General features: G+C 66.6%; 15 protein-coding genes, 1 tRNA gene and 2 rRNA genes. 6 read left to right on the forward strand and 12 right to left on the reverse strand.

Annotated features, from left to right (window positions below; all coding sequences use genetic code 11):
* From EGH21_RS04615 to EGH21_RS04630, 4 genes are all read right to left on the reverse strand, one after another.
* Positions 1 to 239: ribosomal RNA gene (locus EGH21_RS04615) — 23S ribosomal RNA — on the reverse strand; the annotation flags it as partial.
* Between the two features lie 203 nt (positions 240 to 442).
* Positions 443 to 514 (reverse strand) — tRNA-Ala (locus EGH21_RS04620).
* Positions 515 to 617: 103 nt separating this feature from the next.
* Positions 618 to 2,088 (reverse strand): 16S ribosomal RNA (locus EGH21_RS04625).
* Positions 2,089 to 2,740: 652 nt separating this feature from the next.
* Complete coding sequence (locus EGH21_RS04630; RefSeq protein WP_220617323.1) at positions 2,741 to 3,049, reverse strand: non-histone chromosomal MC1 family protein; 309 nt, start codon at positions 3,047 to 3,049, stop codon at positions 2,741 to 2,743.
* 249 nt (positions 3,050 to 3,298) lie between these two features.
* On the opposite strand from EGH21_RS04630, the gene EGH21_RS04635 reads away from it, so the two are divergent.
* Genes EGH21_RS04635 through EGH21_RS04645 form a run of 3 tightly spaced genes read left to right on the forward strand, consistent with a single transcriptional unit; the run spans position 3,299 to position 5,115 of the window.
* Complete coding sequence (locus tag EGH21_RS04635; RefSeq protein WP_004516407.1) at positions 3,299 to 3,496, forward strand: hypothetical protein; 198 nt, start codon at positions 3,299 to 3,301, stop codon at positions 3,494 to 3,496.
* A gap of 51 nt (positions 3,497 to 3,547) precedes the next feature.
* Positions 3,548 to 4,600 carry a quinone-dependent dihydroorotate dehydrogenase gene (locus EGH21_RS04640; protein ID WP_220617324.1) on the forward strand — a complete coding sequence of 351 codons (1,053 nt, stop codon included), beginning with the start codon at positions 3,548 to 3,550 and terminating at the stop codon, positions 4,598 to 4,600.
* 35 nt (positions 4,601 to 4,635) lie between these two features.
* Positions 4,636 to 5,115 carry an RDD family protein gene (locus EGH21_RS04645; RefSeq protein ID WP_220617325.1) on the forward strand — a complete coding sequence of 160 codons (480 nt, stop codon included), beginning with the start codon at positions 4,636 to 4,638 and terminating at the stop codon, positions 5,113 to 5,115.
* Between the two features lie 24 nt (positions 5,116 to 5,139).
* On the opposite strand, the gene pheT is transcribed toward EGH21_RS04645, so the two are convergent.
* From pheT to EGH21_RS04675, 6 genes are all read right to left on the reverse strand, one after another.
* Positions 5,140 to 6,873 (reverse strand): phenylalanine--tRNA ligase subunit beta, encoded by a 1,734-nt coding sequence (pheT, locus tag EGH21_RS04650; RefSeq protein WP_220617326.1) that lies wholly within the window; start codon positions 6,871 to 6,873, stop codon positions 5,140 to 5,142.
* A complete protein-coding gene (gene pheS / locus EGH21_RS04655; RefSeq protein WP_220617327.1) occupies positions 6,873 to 8,384 on the reverse strand; it encodes a phenylalanine--tRNA ligase subunit alpha in 1,512 nt (503 codons plus the stop codon). The genes pheT and pheS overlap by 1 nt, the downstream gene beginning before the upstream one ends.
* Positions 8,385 to 8,626: 242 nt before the next feature.
* The gene (locus EGH21_RS04660) at positions 8,627 to 9,859 is read right to left on the reverse strand and encodes a hypothetical protein (protein ID WP_220617328.1); all 1,233 of its coding nucleotides are present in this window, start codon (positions 9,857 to 9,859) and stop codon (positions 8,627 to 8,629) included.
* A gap of 159 nt (positions 9,860 to 10,018) precedes the next feature.
* Positions 10,019 to 11,638, reverse strand: a complete 1,620-nt coding sequence (locus EGH21_RS04665; protein ID WP_220617329.1) for a tryptophan--tRNA ligase — start codon at positions 11,636 to 11,638, stop codon at positions 10,019 to 10,021.
* Positions 11,639 to 11,728: 90 nt separating this feature from the next.
* A complete protein-coding gene (endA, locus tag EGH21_RS04670) occupies positions 11,729 to 12,724 on the reverse strand; it encodes a tRNA-intron lyase (RefSeq protein WP_220617330.1) in 996 nt (331 codons plus the stop codon).
* 147 nt (positions 12,725 to 12,871) lie between these two features.
* Positions 12,872 to 13,606, reverse strand: coding sequence for a PDDEXK family nuclease (locus EGH21_RS04675; RefSeq protein ID WP_220617331.1), 735 nt, complete (start codon positions 13,604 to 13,606; stop codon positions 12,872 to 12,874).
* 78 nt (positions 13,607 to 13,684) lie between these two features.
* Here EGH21_RS04675 and EGH21_RS04680 point away from each other — a divergent pair, with 78 nt between their 5' ends.
* Positions 13,685 to 14,185, forward strand: a complete 501-nt coding sequence (locus EGH21_RS04680; protein WP_220617332.1) for a hypothetical protein — start codon at positions 13,685 to 13,687, stop codon at positions 14,183 to 14,185.
* 44 nt (positions 14,186 to 14,229) lie between these two features.
* The gene (locus EGH21_RS04685; RefSeq protein ID WP_220617333.1) at positions 14,230 to 14,883 is read left to right on the forward strand and encodes an HAD family hydrolase; all 654 of its coding nucleotides are present in this window, start codon (positions 14,230 to 14,232) and stop codon (positions 14,881 to 14,883) included.
* 51 nt (positions 14,884 to 14,934) lie between these two features.
* Here EGH21_RS04685 and EGH21_RS04690 read toward each other — a convergent pair whose 3' ends face one another.
* A complete protein-coding gene (locus EGH21_RS04690; RefSeq protein ID WP_483867049.1) occupies positions 14,935 to 15,282 on the reverse strand; it encodes a DUF8028 family protein in 348 nt (115 codons plus the stop codon).
* Positions 15,283 to 15,389: 107 nt separating this feature from the next.
* On the reverse strand, positions 15,390 to 17,759 hold the full coding sequence (locus EGH21_RS04695; protein ID WP_220617989.1) for a DEAD/DEAH box helicase: 2,370 nt from the start codon (positions 17,757 to 17,759) through the stop codon (positions 15,390 to 15,392).
* Between the two features lie 172 nt (positions 17,760 to 17,931).
* On the opposite strand from EGH21_RS04695, the gene EGH21_RS04700 reads away from it, so the two are divergent.
* Entirely contained in the window at positions 17,932 to 18,810 is an 879-nt protein-coding gene (locus EGH21_RS04700; protein ID WP_220617335.1) for an NmrA/HSCARG family protein, read from the forward strand.
* Positions 18,811 to 18,827 lie beyond the last annotated feature (17 nt).

Here is an 18,827-nt window from a genome sequence, read left to right on the forward strand (position 1 = left end):
GTATCGCGTTCACTCGCGGTTACTGACGACATCACGTTGCGTTTTCTTTTCCTCCCGATACTGAGATGTTTCAGTTCTCGGGGTTCCTCATTGCGCGAAGCAATTGCTGAGGAGATTCTCATTCGGACATCCTAGGTTCTTCGCCTCCGTGCGGCTCCCCTAGGCTTTTCGCAGCTTGGCACGTCCTTCTTCAGCTCTCGAGCCGAGCTATCCACCAGCTGGCATAGTAGCCAACGTCGTTGTGACTCGTTACACTGAACGAGTCCAGTGGACGCCTGGATCGCACGTACACACGGTTTCATCCTCGCCCCCAAGGTGGTAGATGGTGGGCGAATCGACCCTTCCTATCCTCGGTTTTACCCGGAATAGTGCACCGGTCTTCGTACCATAACCCATCGCCGTCCCACACTTAAGGGGCACGGTTCGGGGCTGGCACGTGACATGGACCCACTGGGATTTGAACCCAGGGCCTCCGCCTTGCAAAGGCGGCGCTCTGCCGCTGAGCTATGGGCCCGACAGATCCGCAGGTGTTAGCCCTGATAGTTCATAGGTGCCCGGTCGACGAGTGTTCTCGAACACCGTAGGTGGGTTGGGGCAGCGCCCCAATCCCGATCAGTAGGAGGTGATCCAGCCACAGATTCCTCTACGGCTACCTTGTTACGACTTAAGCCCCCTTGCGGAGCCCAGATTCGACCAGGGTTTCCTGGCCTCATCCGGACCCCACTCGGGTGCTTTGACGGGCGGTGTGTGCAAGGAGCAGGGACGTATTCACCGCGCGCTTCTGACACGCGATTACTACCGAATCCAGCTTCATGCGGGCGAGTTTCAGCCCGCAATCCGAACTACGACTACGTTTGGAGATTAGCTCCGCCTCTCGGCGTGGCATCCCACTGTCGTAGCCATTGTAGCCCGCGTGTTGCCCGGTCCATTCGGGGCATACTGACCTACCGTTGCCCGTTCCTTCCTCCGCTTTAGCAGCGGCAGTCCTCCTAGTGTACCCAACTACCTCGAGGGTATTGCTGGCAACTAGAAGTGCGGGTCTCGCTCGTTGCCTGACTTAACAGGACGCCTCACGGTACGAGCTGACGGCGGCCATGCACCTCCTCTCAACAGCTCGGGTAAGTTCGTCAAACTGACCGTCGTTACTGTTGTCGGGACCGGTGAGATGTCCGGCGTTGAGTCCAATTAAACCGCAGGCTCCTCCGGTTGTGGTGCTCCCCCGCCAATTCCTTTAAGTTTCATCCTTGCAGACGTACTTCCCAGGCGGCTCGCTTCTCGGCTTCCCTAGGGCGCAGCACAGGCTCGTAGCCTGTGGCACACCTAGCGAGCATCGTTTACAGCTAGGACTACCCGGGTATCTAATCCGGTTCGAGACCCTAGCTTTCGTCCCTCACCGTCGGGTCCGTCTTCCTGAGGTGCTTTCGCCATTGGTGGTCCGTCCAGGATTACAGGATTTCACTCCTACCCCGGACGTACCCCCCAGGTCTTCCGGCCCCAAGCCGAACAGTTTCCGCTGGACGCCGACGCGTTGAGCGCGTCGATTTCCCAACGGACTTGCACGGCCGGCTACGGACGCTTTAGGCCCAATAATATCGGCCATCACTCGTGCTGCCGGTATTACCGCGGCGGCTGGCACCGGTCTTGCCCAGCACTTGTTCCTGTACCTCCCTACGGTACAGAAAAGCGAGGACTATATGCCCTCGCACTCGGAGTCCCCTTATCGCACTGTCGTGCAGTGTAAAGGTTTCGCGCCTGCTGCGCCCCGTAGGGCCCGGTATCTTGTCTCAGATACCGTCTCCGGGCTCTTGCTCTCACAACCCGTACCGATTATGGGCATGGTGGGCCGTTACCCCACCATCTACCTAATCGGCCGCAGCCACATCCTATGGCGCCGGGGCGTTTCCAGCTCTCGGCACTCCAGCGTGAGAGCTGTATCAGGGATTAGCCTCAGTTTCCCGAGGTTGTTCCTGTCCATAGGGTAGTTTGGCCACGTGTTACTGAGCTATACGCCGCGGGCCTGAACCCGCGCGACTAGCATGGCTAAATCGGACTCCGATAGCAATGGCCTCCGGCAGGATCAACCGGAATGTATCCCGGCGCGAGGCCGGGAGGGTTAGGCGGGATCACACCCGTAAGGGTGTGGTCGCTATCGAAGGGTGTTCGAGGACACCCATCGACCGGGTGTCACCGAACTATCAGGGCTAACATCAGATCCCATCTTGACGGCGGACCGCAGGGGTGGAATCCTCATTTCTCCGGACCTGTATGTTATCTCGAAGCCATCTTAAAGGCTTCGAGTTACGATGGCGAGTGACCTCGCCGCGGTCCAGTTCGGCCGGGTTTCGTCGGCCCCGGCCAGGCCTCGTTCGCGTTCGTTCCGAACGCCGTCTATCACTTAAGTGCGTCGGAGTCCGGACGCGCCGAACCGCACGACGTGAGTTCGCACCGCCTCACATCCGAACCTGCTGTCGTACTTAAGTGACGGAGTCGGGAGTCGGCCTGACCGGGGCGCGTCGCCCCGTACCGAGTTCACATCGAAGTCGATGGGAGTACCACACTTAACCTCGTCGGACCGGGAGCGCTACGTCAGGCGGTTACACGAGTGAGAGAGGCACATACGTGGAAACTCGGAAGCGAGTGGTAGAACACCGGCGAGTGGCACGGAGCGCACCCGCAGACTCTGGAGAGAGTCGTGACTGGGGACGAATCGGTCACGAAAAATCCCGCGCTGGTCGACGACTCAGATGTCGTCGAGGTGTTCGACACCCTGTTTCGAGACGTTCCCCTTGGTGATGTCGCCCGGCATCCAGTCGGGTTTGTCGTCGGGAGCCTCTTCGACCCACGCCCATGCCTCGTAGATATGGACCTTGTGAGTCCCTTTCTCCCGGAGTCGTATCTCCTGTCGGTTGGCGTCGTCTTCGCTATCGGCTGGGTCGAGCCGTCGGGCTGCCTTCAACGCAGCCTGTCGGGGAGTCCCGCCTGAGAAGACGCTCGATTCGTCACCATCCTCACGGAGCGCAAAGTTGCGCTTGTCACTGTCGCGTGCCATGGTTTTCACCGCTCCATGTCAATTCAGCACATGGCACATTATAAATATACCCCCCAATCCGGCTTCCGTCCCGGGGTATGTTTATATACTAGGAGAGGCTCCGACAGATATCGACCGGAATACACGTCGAAATCGGGCCGAAAAGCGGCCGTGACGGCGCGCGCGCACCCCGACCACCCGCCGTCTGCCGACCTGCGGCACGGTAGACTTAAGTGTATCCTACGGCGATGCACGGAATAGGATAGCGCGATGGTGCGAAAAAAGAAGCTCAGCCCGAGTGGCGCCAAGGACGAGGACGGCGAGTACCACAACGTACATATCAACATCCACGAAGACGAACTCGCCGTCGCCGGGATGGAGATCGGCGACGAAGTGTTCGTGCGGGTGCGGGACAACAAGATTATCATCCAGAAGGCCGACCCCGAAGAGGTCGAACACGATTTCTAACGGCCCACCGTCGGTGCCACGGCGCCACCGAGAAGGGGTTCGAGAACGCTCATGAGACTCTACGATATCGCGAAACCGGCACTGTTCTCACTGCCAGCAGAGACAGCTAACAACGGCGTCCACACGCTCCTCGAAGCCGTACAGGGAACGCCACTCGCCGACGTGATGGCACGGCAGTACACCGTCTCGGACGAACGGTTGACGGTCGACGCCTTCGGCCAGACGTTCGACAATCCCGTCGGCGTCGCCGCGGGGTTCGACAAGAACGCGACCATCCCGTCGGTGCTCGCGTCACTGGGCTTCGGGTTCGTCGAGGTCGGCGGCGTCACCGCCGAACCACAGACCGGCAACGCCCGGCCGCGGATGTTCAGGCTCCGCGAGGACGAGGGCATCGTCAACCGCATGGGGCTGAACAACGACGGCGCGGACGTCGTCGGCGAACGCCTCGCGTCGACAGACGCACCGGTCCCGGTGGGCGTCAACATCGCCAAGAGCGAGCACGTCGACACCGACGGCGCGCCGGCGGACTACCGATACACCTACGAACGGGTCGCCGAGGGTGGGGACTTCTTCGTCGTCAACGTCTCCTGTCCGAACTCACAGGGCTTCGAGGAACTGCAGAACCGAGACGCGATGACAGCCATCTTCTCCGAACTGCGAGACGCCGGTGCGTCACCGCTGCTCGTGAAGCTCTCGCCCGACCTCCCCGAACCGGCCGTCGAGGACACGCTCGACCTCGTGACGGAACTGGACCTCGACGGCGTCGTGGCGACCAACACCTCGACGGAGCGGCCGACCAGCCTCCGCTCGCCGAACGCCAGCGAGCAGGGCGGCCTCTCCGGCAAGCCCATCGAAGGACAGTCGACCCGGATGGTCCGCTTCGTCGCGGACCGTGTGGACGTGCCGGTGGTCGGCGTCGGCGGCGTCTCCAGCGCCGAGGGGGCCTACCGGAAGATTCGTGCCGGTGCCTCCCTCGTCCAGTTGTACACCGGCCTCGTCTACAACGGCCCGTCGACCGCCCGAGACATCAACCGGGGCCTGCTCGAACTGTTAGAGGCGGACGGTTTCGACAGCGTCGAAGATGCCGTCGGTGCCGACTTGTAGCGAACCCTGAAGTAGCGGGTCGGAGAAGACGGGGCATGACGGACACCCCTCGCACGCTCCACATCGCCACCTGGGACGACCGGTTTCTGGCGTGGCTCGTCGACGTACTACTGGTCGGTTCCGTCCTCACCAGCCTCGGTGAAGTCGCGGGCGTCTTCGCAGTCCTGACCGGCAGTCTCTCGCTGACGACGCCGTTCGCGGGGTTGAACGGACTCGCCCTCTTCCTGTACTGGACGGCACTCGAAGGGTATCAGGGACAGTCCGCCGGCAAGATGGTGCTGAACGTCGCGGTCACCGACGAACGCGGCGACCCAATCGACTACGGCACCGCCGCCATCGAGAGCTTCGGCAAGGCCTTCCTGCTGCCGCTCGACATCGTCATCGGCTGGCTCGCCTACGAGAAGGAGGGACTGCGTCTGTTCAACAGGCTCTCTTCGACCATCGTCGTCGAGACGGACGGAGACGCCGACGAACGGCCGAGCGACGTCGAGTACGTGTACCCGAGCGACCGGTAAGAGAAGCGACAACCGGTTAGCGGCCTACTCGAGCGCGTCCAGTCGGAACTCGAAGGCCGCCACGGGGAGTTCGAGGTCGTGTTCGACGAGCACACTCGGGTGAATCTCGCCGACGACACCGACCGATTCGCCGTCCAGTACCACCTCGGCCGCCCGGCCGTCGATGAACGAGGGGTGCGTCGTCGCCGGCGTCCGGAGGTCCTCGTCGAACGCTTCGGCGATGGCTTGCAGGCGGGCCTTCGCGTCCTCGTAGGAGGCGTCGGTCCGGGCGAGGGCGCCGGCCACGGTGCGGTGTTCGGCGGCGCCCGTGTTCTCGGTGTCGTCCAGCCACGCTGCGAGACCGATTTCCGCGAGGTCCTGCGGGTAGCGCCGGTGGGTGTTGTTCTCCAGCACCATCATGAGCGACGGGAGTGCCCACGTGCGGAGGATGGTGTAGTCCTCGCTGTAGGGCTCTTGGATGGTGACCGGTTCGGCCGCGCCCACGCAGTCGTCGTCGGGAGCCACGTTCATTCGGTCGAAGTTCTCCGCCTCGTTGGTCATGTGGAAGTTCAGCAGGTCCTCGAAGCCGAGGCCGACGAGGGTGTCGCGGGCGGCGTCCTCCAGCCGGGACCGCTCGTGGCGGCCGCCGACCGTCGAGACGTCCGGGTAGGTCGGTTCGAGGCTGTTGAACCCGAGCGCCCGCCCGATGTCGTCGACGACGTCCAGCGGGTGGATGACGTCGACGCGGTAGGGCGGAATCTCGACCTCGAACGAGACGCCGTCCTCGCTCCGCGTCTCGGTGGCGTCGAGGCCGGCACGCTCGGCGTAGTCGACGACGTCGCGCGGGTCGAGGTCGACGCCGAGGATGGACTCGATGCGGTCGAGCGTGACCGTCTTCGTCCGCACCTCGAAGTCCGGGCGCTCCAGCGTCCGGCCGGCGTACTCGCCGGGCGCGTCGTCGGCGTACTGGACCTCGACGCGTTCGACTTTGCCACCACGGGCTTCCAGCGCGTAGCAGACGATGTTGCACATCCGGTCGATGGTCCACTGGTCGGTCCCGGTCATCTCGATGAAGAGGTCCCGGGAGTCCTCGGAGACCTCGGTCCGGCGGCCGTTGATGACCGGCGGGAACGAGAACAGGCCGATGGCGTCGTAGATGGCCGGCACGCGGTCGAAGTCGGCCACGAGGTCACCGTAGGTCTGACCGGTCTCGTGCTCCGCCATCACCTCGTTGGGCGTCATCTCCCGGTCGGCGTCCAGCGGCACGAACGTCGCCTCGTCGGGGTCGGCGCTCGTGTAGGTGATGGACTTGCCGGTGCCGTCCGAGGCGGCCTCGCCTTTCAGCATCGTCAGGTCGTGGACGCCGATGGCGCCCTTCGCGCGCTTGCGGCCCATCGTGGCGTGGAGTTTCTCCTGTACTTGAATCAGGGACTCCAGCGCGTCCTCGCTCATGTCGAGGCCGCGGACGACGGCGCCGGTGACGTAGGGGCGCTCCTCGGGTTGGTCCTCGACTTCGATGGTCCACTCGGCGCTGTTCGTCGTCGGGACGTAGACGCCACGGTCGTCGCCGTAGTGGTAGCGCAGCGACCGGGCGACGCCCTCGACGGAGAGGCGGTCGAGGCGGTCGGGCGCGAACTCCAGTTGGAACTCGTCGTCCTCGGTCCAGCCTTCGAACTCCAGTCCGAGGTCGAACAGGTCGGACTTGAGTTCCTCGTCGTCCTTCTCGTCGTGGCCGGTGAGATGGCGCAGTTCGTCGGGGTCGACGTCGACGACGGGCATTACCGCATCACCTCCGTCTCCCGCAGCAGTTCCAGGTCACAGAGCGTCCCGTGCACGTCGCGGATGTCCTCGAAGCCGTACATGAGCATGAGTAGTCGTTCGAGCGAGAGCCCCCACGCCATCACGTCGCAGTCGACGCCCAGCGGGGAGAGTACCTCGTCGCGGAAGATGCCCGAGTTGCCGACCTCGACGACGTCGCCGGTCTCGGGGTGGGTGCCGAACAGTTCGAAGCTCGGTTCGGTGTAGGGGTTGTAGTGCGGCTTGAACTCCAGGTCGGTGATGCCGAACTGCTCGTAGAACTCCGTGAACGTCCCCATCAGGTCCCGCACGGAGAGGTCCTCCGCCATCACCCAGCCCTCTATCTGGAAGAACTCCAGCAGGTGGGTCGGGTCCAGCGTGTCGTTGCGGTACACCTTCTCGACGCTGAAGAACCGTTCGGGGGGTTCCAGTTCGCCGATTTCGTGGCCCGAGAGGTAGCGCATCGACAGCGAGGTGGTGTGGCCGCGGAGGTCCAGACCGCGGGCGACCTCCTCCTCCCACGGCGAGTGGTACCCCTCGCCGTCGGGGCCGACGCCGTTCTTGTGGGCCGAGCGAACCCGTTCGACGAGGTCCTCGGGCAGGTGCGCGATTTCGTCCGGTCGCTCCAGCGCGAACTGGTCCCAGTGGGTTCTGGCGGGGTGGTCCTGTGGCATGAACAGGCAGTCGTTGATCCAGAACTGGGCGTCGACGTGGGGACCCTCCATCTCCCGAAAGCCCATACCGACCAACGTGTCCTTCACGCGGTTAGCGGTCTGTCGGAGGATGTGTTCCTTGCCGTGGGGAACGTCCTCGGCGTCCGCTTCGACGTTGTACTCGGTGAACTCGACGTCTTTCCACTCGCCGCTGGTGAGCAGTTCCGGCGTGAGTTGGTCGACCGTCTCGGCGGCCTCGACGCCCTCCATCAGCGCGGTGACGCCGTCGTCGGTGAGGCGGACCGAGCGGACAGTCTGCTCGCTGATTTCCAGTAGGCCACGGCGTTCCAGTTGGTCGAGCGCGTCGGCGTCGGCGTCCTCGGCGCGGCCGTCGGCGACGGCTTCCAGCGCGTGCATCTCCGGGTCTCGTCCGGGTGCGGCGTCGGGATCGGCGGTTATCTCGCCGCTGTCTATCCGGCCGTACCCCTTCCGGGCGAAGTTCGAGAGCGCGATGTCGACGGCACCGCCCTCCAGTCCGGACGCGCCGATGACCTGCCCCATCTGCACCGATTCCTCGTCGGCGCCGGCGTCTATGGCGGCCTCGTAGAGGTCCTGTTCGGGGAGGCTCTCGCGGACGTAGCGCTCGCCCTCCTCGGTCAGGTCGTAGTGTTCGAGGGTCGCCTCGGTGACGGTCACCAGACCGTCGGCCTCCAGTTCGAAGGCGGCCCGCGTCGCCGCCTCGGGTACGAGGTCGGCCTCCTCGGCCACCCCGTCGATTCGTCTGTCCTCCTGTGCGTCGGCGGCCTGCAGGACGGCCACCTGTGCCTGTGGTCGTTTCATACGGGTGTCTCGGTCGTTGTCGGGAAATAGCGCGGGTCGCTCAGTTAACGGTTCTCACTTCCCGCCAGCGGTTTCGTCGGGTCGCCGCCTCTCGGCGCCGCCCGAGTCCACTACCGGCCGGAAGCGAAGAAGAAACCGAACCCCGGACGGCGAACTGGCTGTCGAGCGGCGCCGGCACGGTGGGATTCGGGTGCCATACCGATTCCGTGGGAACGCGCCAGTAAAAACGTTGTCCCGCCGGCTCACACCGGGAACAGGAAGAACCCGCGGAACTCGAAGTCGGCGCCCTCGTCCTCTCGGAGGATGGCGCGTGGTCCCTGTCCGGTACGAGCGACGGCGAGTTCGGCGAAGTCGTCGCCGTCCATGTCGCCGAGGGCCGCGTCGATAGCGTACCCGTCCGCGTTCCAGTCGTCGCCGTCGGTGAACAGCAACTCGAACTCCGCGTCCTCGTCCTCGTGGACGAAGTAGCGGGCGTTCGACTCGGCCCGTCGGGTGACCACGAGTTCGTCGTAGCCGTCGTCGTCCACGTCGCCGAAGTCGATGCCGGTGGCGTAGGCGTTCCGGCCCCAGTTGCGGCCCGCCGCGAGGACCCGTTCGAAGTCGACCTCGGCGTCCTCGAAGACGAAGAAGCGGGCGTTGGACCTCGCTCGCCGGGTGACGCCCAGTTCCTCGAAGCCGTCGTCGTCCACGTCGCCGAACGCGAGGTCGGTCGGGTAGGCGTCCGACCCCCACTCGCGGCCGCCGCGGAACAGCACGTCGAAGTCCTCGTCGGCGTCGTCGTGGACGAAGAAGCGGGCGTTCCCGCCGGCCCGCCGACCGACTGCGAGTTCGTCGACCCCGTCGTCGTCCACGTCCCCGGCCGCCAGCGCCGAGGTGGCGATGCCCCGGCCCCAGTTGCGGCCGCCGCGGAGCAGTACGTCCTCGTCCTCGACGTCGACGACGAAGAAGCGGGCGTTGGTTCTGGCCGAGCGTCCCACGGCGAGTTCGTCCACGCCGTCGTCGTCGAAGTCACCGGCCGCCAGCGCCGTCGTGTCGGCGTCGCGCCCCCAGTTTCGACCCGCCGCGAGGAGTCGGTCGAAGTCCTCGTCGGCGTCGTCGTAGACGAAGAAGCGAGCGTTGCCGCCGGCCCGCCGACCGACCGCGAGTTCGTCGGCCCCGTCGTCGTCGTAATCGCCGAAGGCCAGCGCCGTCGCGAAGGCGCCGTCGCCCCACTCGTCGCTGCCGGAGAACAGCACCTCGAACTCCGCGTCCTCGTCGTCGAGGACCCAGAACCGCGGCCCGTCGTCGGTCCGGAGGGCGACGGCGACCTCGTCGCGCCCGTCGTCGTCGGCGTCGCCCCACGCGACGGCCGTCGGTCCGTCCGGGAGGTCGTCGAGTGGGAGCGGGATGGCCGCTGCCTCGGACGCGACACCGCTGGCGAGGGCGGTACCACCGAGCGTCGCACCGGTGTACTGGAGGTAGTCCCGTCGGTGCATGGCACCCAAAAGTTAGAACACCGACAGTAAAACGGCGGAGTATCGTTCACGCCGTCGCACACGCGGAAGTGAGCCTTACCGCGGTTGTAAGCCGAACGAAAGCCGCCGTCGAGCGGGTCGCGCCGCCGCCCGGACGGTTTGTATCGACTTACCGACCGTTCACGACCGTTTTCGGTCCGAGTCGAGGTCGATGTCCAGCTCGTCGAGTTTCTCCTCCCACTCGGCGCGCTTCTCCTGGTGGTCTTCGAGGAACTCCGCCATCAGTTCGGCGGCCTGTTCCTTACACCCGCCACAGAGGCGTTCGCCGCCGACGCACTCCTCGTACACCTCGGTCGCGAACTCGTCGTCGTCGCCCGACAGCAGGTAGGCGTACAGTTCGTACACCGGACACTCGTCGGCCTTCCCACCCTTCTCTCGCTGTTCCTCGGCCGTCGCGCGGCCGCCGGTCGTCGCCGACTTCACCTTGTCGTAGCCGTCCTCCGGGTCGTCCAGCAGGGAGATGTGCGAGGCCGGCACCGAGGAGGACATCTTCCCGCCGGTGAGGCCGGTCATGAACCGGTGGTAGACGGAGGAGGGCGGCAGGAACCCGTAGCCGCCGTTGTCCAGTTCCACCTCGCGGGCCAACTCCTCGGCCTCGGACTGCGAGAGGTCGAAGGCGTCGACGTGTTCGTCGTACACCCGTTTCTCGCCGTCGACGGCCTCGATGAGCGCCTCGAACGCCTCCTCGGTCGCCCGGCGGTCGAAGATTCGCGTCCGCGGCCGGAGCGGCTCTTTCCCGGCGTTCGCGAGTTTCTCGACGGTCGATTCGCGGACGTCGGTCGAGGCCGGTTCGTTGTCTCGGAGCCAGTCCGCGGCCTCGCCACAGCGTGGCGTCTCGGCGTCCTCGGCGTACTCGGCGCGGGCGTCGTAGGCCTGCCGGAGCAGTGGCCGTTCCTCGGGTTGGGCCTCGAAACTCGCGAACGCCTCGGTCACGCCGAAGTAGCGCATCCGCGCCGCGAGGTCACGGGCCAGTCGCATGTGCGGGTCCTGGTCCGGGCCGACCGGAATCACGGTCGGTTTCGGCTCGTCCAGTTGCGGGTAGAGGATGTCGGCCATCTGCGTGACGACCGACTGCATGTAGGAGATGTTCGTCTCGCCGTCGAAGTCGTAGATGGCCTGCAACTCGGAGGCGTTGGCCTCGGCGCCGAGTTCGAAGGCGAGGTCCTGCAGTTCGCGGTTCTCGGACTGGCGGTACAGTTCGCCCTCTTCGGGGTCGAAGCCCAGTGCGAGCAGCGAGAGGACGTAACTGCGGGCGTGCTCGTCTATCTCCGCCCACGTCAGGCCGCGGGCGGCGTGGGCCTCGAGGTCGGCGATGAGGCCGTAGGCGTCGGCGCCCTGCTGTTGGTGCCAGATTATCTCGTCGAACACCATCTTGTGGCCGATGTGGGGGTCGCCGGTCGGCATGAACCCCGAGAGGGCGGCGAACTCCTCGCCCTCGCGCATGGCCTCGGCGACGGGGTCGTAGTCACGATGGCCGAAGATGACGCCCCGGCGCATCAGGTAGTGGGGGTTCGGCACGTCCGGGAGGACGGCGTCGAACTCCTCGATACCGAACTGCTCGAACAGTTTCCGGTAGTCCGCGATGGTCGAAGAGCCCCACGGGTCGAGTTTGACCTCGTCGGCACCGGCGGCGTCCGCCCCTCCATCCGTCCGCAGGTCGGACTCCCGCCACGAGTCTCCCGACTGGCGGCGGTCCTCGTCGGGCGATGCGTCGTCGTGGTGGGAGTCGCTGTCGGTCATGGTCGGATGACTGCGTACGTCATCGTTGGCTCCGGTCGGCGCAAAAAGGGTTCGCTTCGGGTCGCCGTCGGTCGGGCGGTCGCCCGCCACTCAGGGCGTGAGACGCTGTACTTCGACCCACTCGACGCCGTCGCCGACCAGCGCGAACACCATCGTCTTCCGGACGCCGTGGGCCAGTCGGACGTCCAGCGCGAGGTCCCGCGGTTCGAACCGGTGGGCGGCCGGCAACGCCCGCACGAGCAGTTCCGAGTGGCCGAGGTTCTCGACGCTCTCGACGTCGGCGTAGGTCCGGAAGTCCGCGCCGAACTTGAACCCGGTCTTCGGGACGACGCCCGCGTCCCGCAGGGCCGCGTAGACGGTCAGTCGGCGGTCGAACCGCTCGCCCTCCACCTCGCGGCCGCGTTCGGCGACGGCGTCGGGCCCGCCCTCGACTCGCAGGTCACCCGTCCGAGCGAGGTACGCGGCCTCGACCAGCGACAACTGCACCGCGTCGTCGTCGAGTCGCTGGCCGTAGAACGCCTGCTCGTACACGTCGCTCGGCGGGTCCCAGCACACGACACGCTCCGTGAGCAGTTCGCCGTCGACCGCCGTGACGCTCGCGTCGCTGGTGCCGCCCACCTCGCGAGTGGCCGTCTCGAGGTACGTAATCTCGCTCTCCTCGTCGACGACGGCCAGCACGCAGTCGCCGAGCGACGACGCCGGCACGTCGTCCCGTTCACCGACGACGCGTACCCGGTAGGCGACCTCGTCGTCCCACGGTCCCTGCCCGCGGGGGTAGACGACGAAGTCCACGCCGTCAGGGTCCTCGACCCAGTCCTCGCGGGCGGGCGTGAGGTAGAAGCCCCTGTCCCGGAGGTCCTTGTAGACGAGGAAGTCGACCATCGAGACGGCCGACGACCCCAGCAGTTCGCGGAAGGCCATCCCGTCGACGGCCTCGACGTCCCCCCGATAGAGGAGGTGGGCCGCCTCCACCGGCGCGAGGTCGAGGTCCCCGTTCCGTGCGCGGCCGTAGCCGCGCGAGTCGTAGAACCGCTCCCGGGCGCGGCCCCCGGCCCGGACGACGTCGCCGTCGAGTGTGAGGTCCATGTCTGTGCGTGGTTCGTGCGCGGACAAATCCCCTGCGGGTCACGGCTGGCAGTCGGTCGGGAACGCTCGTGCGAGGACCGCCACCGTGAACGCCTCGAAAGCCCCGGCCACTCCGGCTCTGTTTCACCGGTCCTCGTAGGATTCCAGTCAGGGCGTACCGACTAGTTCCTGCTCACAGGTGCTGTCGAGACACCGCCGGCCGCCGGCCGTCTCGAACACCGGGAGACCACACGAGCACTCGTCGACGACGACACCGGACGGCACGGAGAAGCCGGTGTCGCAGTCGGGGTAGTGTTCACACCCGGCCAGCAACCCACCGCGGCGGATGATTCGCAGGTCACCGTCGCAGTCCGGACAGTCCCACGCGCGGTCGAACGCGGCGGTCACCCGGTCGTCCAGCGACTGGCAGTCACGGTCGAGACAGAGTTCGAAGGCCTCGCCGCGTTCGACGCGCATCGTCGGGAGGCCACAGTCGTCACAGCGGCCGCCGGTGACGGTGGCGTTCGATGGCAGGCCGTACGCCGCCGCACAGTCGGTGCAGGTGACGCTCCCGCGGGCGCGGACGAGCGTCCCGGCACAGTCCGGGCAGTCGGCCACCGGGACGCCGGCGTGGGAGGCCGGGAACCGGGCGCTGCCGTGTTCCTCGTGGGCGACCACGCGGAGCAGTTCCTCGCCGTCGCGTGCGGTCACGACGCCGTCCTCGACGGCGACGCTCTCCGCCCGGGTGAGCCACGCCACCGGCTGGTAGCCGGCGGCGTCGTGGACGAGGACGGTGTTGTCGGGCTTGACCACCACCAGTACGTCGCCGCGCTGTTCGCGCTCGCGGGACCCCTCGAAGACAGTCGTACACTCGCCGGCCATCACGCGCGTTCCGTCGTGCATAGACCGGGATGGTTCCGTCTCGGTATATGAATGCTCGGCCGGAACAAGGGTTTTGTCCCGGGCACCGGTGGGTGAGGCATGGACCTGTCACGTCGGGCGATGTTGACCGCGGTCGGGACCGCCGCACTGGCGGGGTGTACGGGCACGGACAGCGAGACGCCGACGCCCGACGACATCGCCTACACCGTCGAGAACGTCGACGCCGGCCCGCACGACGTCGTACTGGCGGCGACACCGGACGGCGTGACCGGGTTCGAGTTCACCTATGCGGACGGCTCCACCCGGACCGTCGAGGCGACGGACCTCGGGGAACTTCCCAGCGACGCCATCGACGGGGCGGTCGGACTCCGACCGCTGGGCGAGGGCGTCGACCGGCGGGAACTGACCGTCGCGGCCGGGGAGCGACGGCAGGGTTCGTTCACCGGCCTCGCTCCGGACACGAGAGTGTTCACCCTCGTGGCCCCGAGCGGCGAGCAGATACGGTCCTACGGGTTCAGCTGGTGTGACCAGGGCCGGATGGAACTGGAGATACGCGTCGTCACCGAGACGAGCTACGAGGAGAGCGTCCGCTGTACGTGAGGCGGCCGCAACAGGCAAACCCCTCGGGCGATTGAGGGTGGACAATGAGCGACGCACCGACCGCCATCTGCTTCGACATGGACGGCGTCCTCGTCATGTCCGAGGACCACTGGGTGAGCGTCCAGCGCGACCACATCCTCCCGACCGTCGCACCGAACGACGACATCCCGCTGTCGGCCATCACGGGCCGCGACTACACCGAAGTGTACCCGGACATCGCCGCGGAGTACGACATCGAGGTCTCTCGCGAGGAGTACGAGCGCCTGTTCGAGGAAGCCGGCGAACGGATCTACCGGGACCACGCGACGCTGCTCTCGGGGGCCCACGACCTGCTCGCCGACCTCGGCGCGGCTGGCGTCGGCCTCGCGCTCACCACCTCGGCTCCGTGGGACTGGATAGACGTCATCGACGAGCGGTTCGACCTGCTCTCGCACTTCGACGCGGCGGTGAGCGCACAGGACGTCGACGGCCCCGGCAAGCCGGAACCGGGTATCTACGAGCGCGGGGCGGCGGAACTGGGCGTCGACCCGGGGGAGTGCTGGGCCGTCGAGGACTCCACCGCAGGCGCACGGGCGGCCGTGCGCGCGGGCATGACCACCGTGGGCTTTCGCGGCGACGGCGACGCGACGGACCTCTCGATGGTCCACCACCTGGCCGACGACGCCGACGACTTGCGGACGCTGTTGCTCGGCGAGTGAGCCAGCGAGGAGAGAGCGGGGACCGGCCGATGCGGTGGAGCGTGGGGGGAGTCAGGCGTCCGCGCGGTAGTCACGGCCGAGGACGAGGCCGAGGACGTTCGCGAGGAACACGCCGGTGAGGAGGACGAGCAGTGTCTGTCCGTCGAGACCGCTCAGCAGGAGTGCCGGGTACGCCAGCGGTGCCAGAACTGCGGTCCAGAACGCGAGGAACTGGACGGGTCGGAAGGCGAGCGTTCGAAAGTCGACACTCTTCTCGGGGAGTGCTTCGGTCGGGGACTGGAAGGGCGAGACACTGGACATTCGTTTCCTCCTCACGCTACTGCACGACCCATACCCCCATATAAACGCCAGATGCTTACGGACAGTTCGCGAGGTTACACGCTTCCTGTCCGGTTTCACGCCGTTTCATCGTCGTTTTCGGAAGCAGGCAGACGTTTTTAGAGGGCTTTAGAAGTTTTACGAAGTCTTCTGCGCCGTCCGTTCGCTGTCGGCGTTCGCCCGCCGGGTTAGCGGACGTCGACCGTTCGCGAGGACGTCACCGGCGGGAGCGGGAGGTTGGGGTACGACACCTCGACGGTGTACTCCAGTTCGTCGGCGTCGGCCCCGAAGACAGCGACCGGCAGATTCGTCTGTCCGAGATACGCCGGTTTCGCGGTCATCTCGCGGCCGTTGACCGTCACGCGCAGGCCCGCGCGGGCGCCGCCGGCGTTGTTCGCCACCGTCACCTCGCACATCTCGTGGTCGCCGGGCGCGACAGTATCGGGGAACTCGCCCCAGTCGACGACGACCACGGGGAGGTCGCGCGCGTTAGAGGCGACCTGGTCGGCGACGCCCTCCGATAGCCCGGCCGAGACGAGGGCCGAGGCGCCCGCCCGAACGACGTCGGACGGCGTCGAGAGGCCGGCGGCGGCGAGTTTCTTCGCGCGCCCGGACCCGACGCCGTCGATGGCGGTCAGGCCCACCGCGTCGGCGCTGATGCCGTGTTCGACCCGGGCTTCGACGCGGCAGGCGAGGTTGGCGAAGCGGGCGGGCGCGAGGTTGTCGAGGAACTCTCGGAGTGCGGCGAGCAGTCGGAGCGCGTTCTGCCGGATGACCCACGCGTCGCTCTTGAGTTCCGTCGGCGTCGTCCCGGTCATGCCCGACCGGAGGATGGCCAGCACCTTCCGCTGGCCCGAGTCGAGGTGGTCGGGCGCGCCGTCACCGACGACGGCGTGGACCGCGTCCTGTTCGTCGGACCGGGCGCTGACGCTGTCGAACTCGGTGGCGCCCGCGACGGTCGTCAGGAGGTCGTCGGCGTCGATAGCGTCCGCGTCGCCGTCTTCGGCGGCGGCCTCACAGCGCTCCGCGAGGTCGGCGAACCGGCGGGCCGTGTCCAGTCGGAGGTAGAACTTCGAGGCGAGTTGGCCGAGTCGAGTCGACTCGACGCGCAGGCCGTCCTGTTCGACGAAGCCGTCGGCGACCAGTTCCGAGAGCGTGTTGCTCACCCGTTCCCGGAGGTCACTGCCTGCGTCGTACTCGTCGGGGGCCGACTGCGCCCGGGCGTAGTAGAACGTCGTCTCCAGCCAGTCCATCACGTCGTCGACGTCCCGAATCGTCCCCAGCGCGATTTCGGCGTTGAGGTGGGCGTCCAGTTCCGCCGCCAGCCGGGACTCTATCTCCTTGCCGTCCCGCAGGAGACGCCGGTACTTGTCGGCGTCCGAGCGGTCACAGACGACCCACGCGTACCCCATGTCGTCGTAGCCCGGCCGGCCAGCCCGGCCGAGCATCTGGAGGACGTCGAGCGGGCTCATGTCCACCTCGCCCTCCAGCGGGTCGTGGAGCTTCGTATCGCGGATGACGACACACCGGGCGGGGAGGTTCACACCCCACGCCAGCGTCGACGTCGAGAAGAGGAGCTGAATCTTCCCCTCCTTGAACCACTGCTCGACGCGGTTCTTGTCCTCGCGTGCGAGGCCGGCGTGGTGGAAGCCGACGCCGTCCAGCACCGACTGCCGGAGCGTGTCGTTCTGCAGGTCGGCGGCGTCGGTGTGGAAGTCGTAGTCCCCGCGCGCGCCCATCGGGATGTCGCGCTCGGTGAGTTCGTCGCGGGCCTTCTTCGCCGCCTGTACCGTGTCCTGTCGCGAGGAGACGAAGACGAGCGCCTGCCCCTCGTCGCGGATGTGCGGTTCGGCCAGGTCCAGCGCGCGGTAGAGCCGCCGGTACTTGTCGGCGAAGGCGTTCTCGCCGTGGGAGTAGGTCTTCACGTCGGCGTTCAGCGGTACCGGCCGGTAGTCGTCGCCGAAGGCGAAGGTGGTCTCCTCGGGGGCGTCCAGCCAGTCGGCCACGTCGTCGATGTTGGGCATCGTCGCCGACAGCGCGACCACGCGCGGGCCACAGAGGCGTCGAAGCCGCGAGACGGTGACCTCCAGCACCGCGCCGCGGCGCTCGGAGTCCAGCAGGTGGACCTCGTCGATGACACAGCAGTCCACGTCCGTGATGAAGGAGTAGCGGGCCGTGTCGTGTTTGCGGGTCGCCGAGTCGGCTTTCTCGGGAGTCATCACGAGGATGTCGGCGCGTTCGGCACGGCGCGGACTCAGGTCCCGTTCGCCGGTGACGACGTACACCGAGTAGCCCATCTCCTCGAAGCGCTCCCACTCGCTCTCTTTCTCGTTGGTGAGCGCGCGGAGCGGGGCCAGAAAGAGCGCGGTTCCGCCCTCGGCGAGCGTCTTGCAGATGGCCAGTTCCGCGAGCGCCGTCTTCCCGCTGGCGGTCGGCGCGCTGACGACGACGTTGTCCTCGCGGTTCAGCAGGGCGGGCAGGGCCGTCGACTGCATCTCGTTGAACCGCTCGAAGGGGAAGGCGTCGGCGAAGTCGGGCACCACCTCGTCGACCGCCACTGTCGGCTCACTCTCGGCTCGGCGTGACACGTCACAGAGGCGGGTCCGGGACGCCAAAGGCGTTTCCATGGCGGCGACGGCCGACGAACGCTCGCCGTCGGGGACGGTCGTGAACCGAGGTAGCACGGCTACATACGGCTTTATGTATATCTCCGTCGTATATCCATACGTTATGAAAACTATTCTCGTCACAGGCGCGACCGGCACTCAGGGCGGCGCAGTCGTCGACCACCTCCTCGCCAGCGGTGAAGACTGGGAGATTCACGGCCTGACCCGCGACGCGTCGAGCGACGCGGCCCGCGAACTCGAATCGCGCGGGGTCACCGTCGTCGAGGGCGAGATGACCGACGCCGACCGGATGGTCGAACTCGTCGACGGGGTAGACGCCGTCTACTGTGTCACCACGTTCTTCGAGGACGGCCCCGAAGTGGAGAGCCAGCAGGGCATCACCGTCGCCGAAGCGGCCGCCGACGCGGGCGTCGAACACTTCGTCTACAGTTCGGTCGGGAGCGCCGACGCGGACACCGGCCTCGAACACTTCGAGTCGAAGTACGCCGTCGAACAGCGCATCGCCGACCTCGGCCTCCCGGCGACCGTCGTCCGCCCGGTGTTCTTCATGCAGAACTTCGACTACATGATGCGCGAGGACATCGAGGACGGCCGACTCGTGATGCCCCTCGACGAGGGTGTCTCGCTGGCCGTCGTGGACGCTCACGACATCGGCCAGACCGTCGTCCGGGCCCTCGAACACCCCGACCAGTTCGCCGGCGAGACGATTACGCTGAGTGGTGACGAACTGACCCTCGAGGAGTTCGCCGCGGCCTTCGGCGACCACCTCGGGTACGACGTGGAACCGGTCCACGCCGACCTCGAAGCGTACCGCGAGACGGCCGGCGACGAGATGGCCGACATGTTCCAGTGGTTCAACGACGTGGGCTACGACGTCGACGTCGCGGCGCTCGAATCGACCTACGGCGTCGAGACCACCGACTTCGAATCGTACCTCGACGAGAGCGAGACGTGGCGGCGGGCCCCCGCGGCGAGCCGCTGAGAGCGGGCTTTTTCGGA

Origin of the sequence: Haloarcula rubra (assembly GCF_019599465.1) — an archaeon.
GTDB classification, from domain to species: domain Archaea; phylum Halobacteriota; class Halobacteria; order Halobacteriales; family Haloarculaceae; genus Haloarcula; species Haloarcula rubra.

Excerpts from the sequence above, each read along its gene's own strand:
- EGH21_RS04630 (WP_220617323.1), bottom strand. The coding sequence starts at position 3,049 with ATGGCACGCGACAGTGACAAGCGCAACTTTGCGCTCCGTGAGGATGGT.
- EGH21_RS04635 (WP_004516407.1), top strand. The coding sequence starts at position 3,299 with ATGGTGCGAAAAAAGAAGCTCAGCCCGAGTGGCGCCAAGGACGAGGAC.
- EGH21_RS04640 (WP_220617324.1), top strand. The coding sequence starts at position 3,548 with ATGAGACTCTACGATATCGCGAAACCGGCACTGTTCTCACTGCCAGCA.
- EGH21_RS04645 (WP_220617325.1), top strand. The coding sequence starts at position 4,636 with ATGACGGACACCCCTCGCACGCTCCACATCGCCACCTGGGACGACCGG.
- pheT (WP_220617326.1), bottom strand. The coding sequence starts at position 6,873 with ATGCCCGTCGTCGACGTCGACCCCGACGAACTGCGCCATCTCACCGGC.
- pheS (WP_220617327.1), bottom strand. The coding sequence starts at position 8,384 with ATGAAACGACCACAGGCACAGGTGGCCGTCCTGCAGGCCGCCGACGCA.
- EGH21_RS04660 (WP_220617328.1), bottom strand. The coding sequence starts at position 9,859 with ATGCACCGACGGGACTACCTCCAGTACACCGGTGCGACGCTCGGTGGT.
- EGH21_RS04665 (WP_220617329.1), bottom strand. The coding sequence starts at position 11,638 with ATGACCGACAGCGACTCCCACCACGACGACGCATCGCCCGACGAGGAC.
- endA (WP_220617330.1), bottom strand. The coding sequence starts at position 12,724 with ATGGACCTCACACTCGACGGCGACGTCGTCCGGGCCGGGGGCCGCGCC.
- EGH21_RS04675 (WP_220617331.1), bottom strand. The coding sequence starts at position 13,606 with ATGCACGACGGAACGCGCGTGATGGCCGGCGAGTGTACGACTGTCTTC.
- EGH21_RS04680 (WP_220617332.1), top strand. The coding sequence starts at position 13,685 with ATGGACCTGTCACGTCGGGCGATGTTGACCGCGGTCGGGACCGCCGCA.
- EGH21_RS04685 (WP_220617333.1), top strand. The coding sequence starts at position 14,230 with ATGAGCGACGCACCGACCGCCATCTGCTTCGACATGGACGGCGTCCTC.
- EGH21_RS04700 (WP_220617335.1), top strand. The coding sequence starts at position 17,932 with ATGAAAACTATTCTCGTCACAGGCGCGACCGGCACTCAGGGCGGCGCA.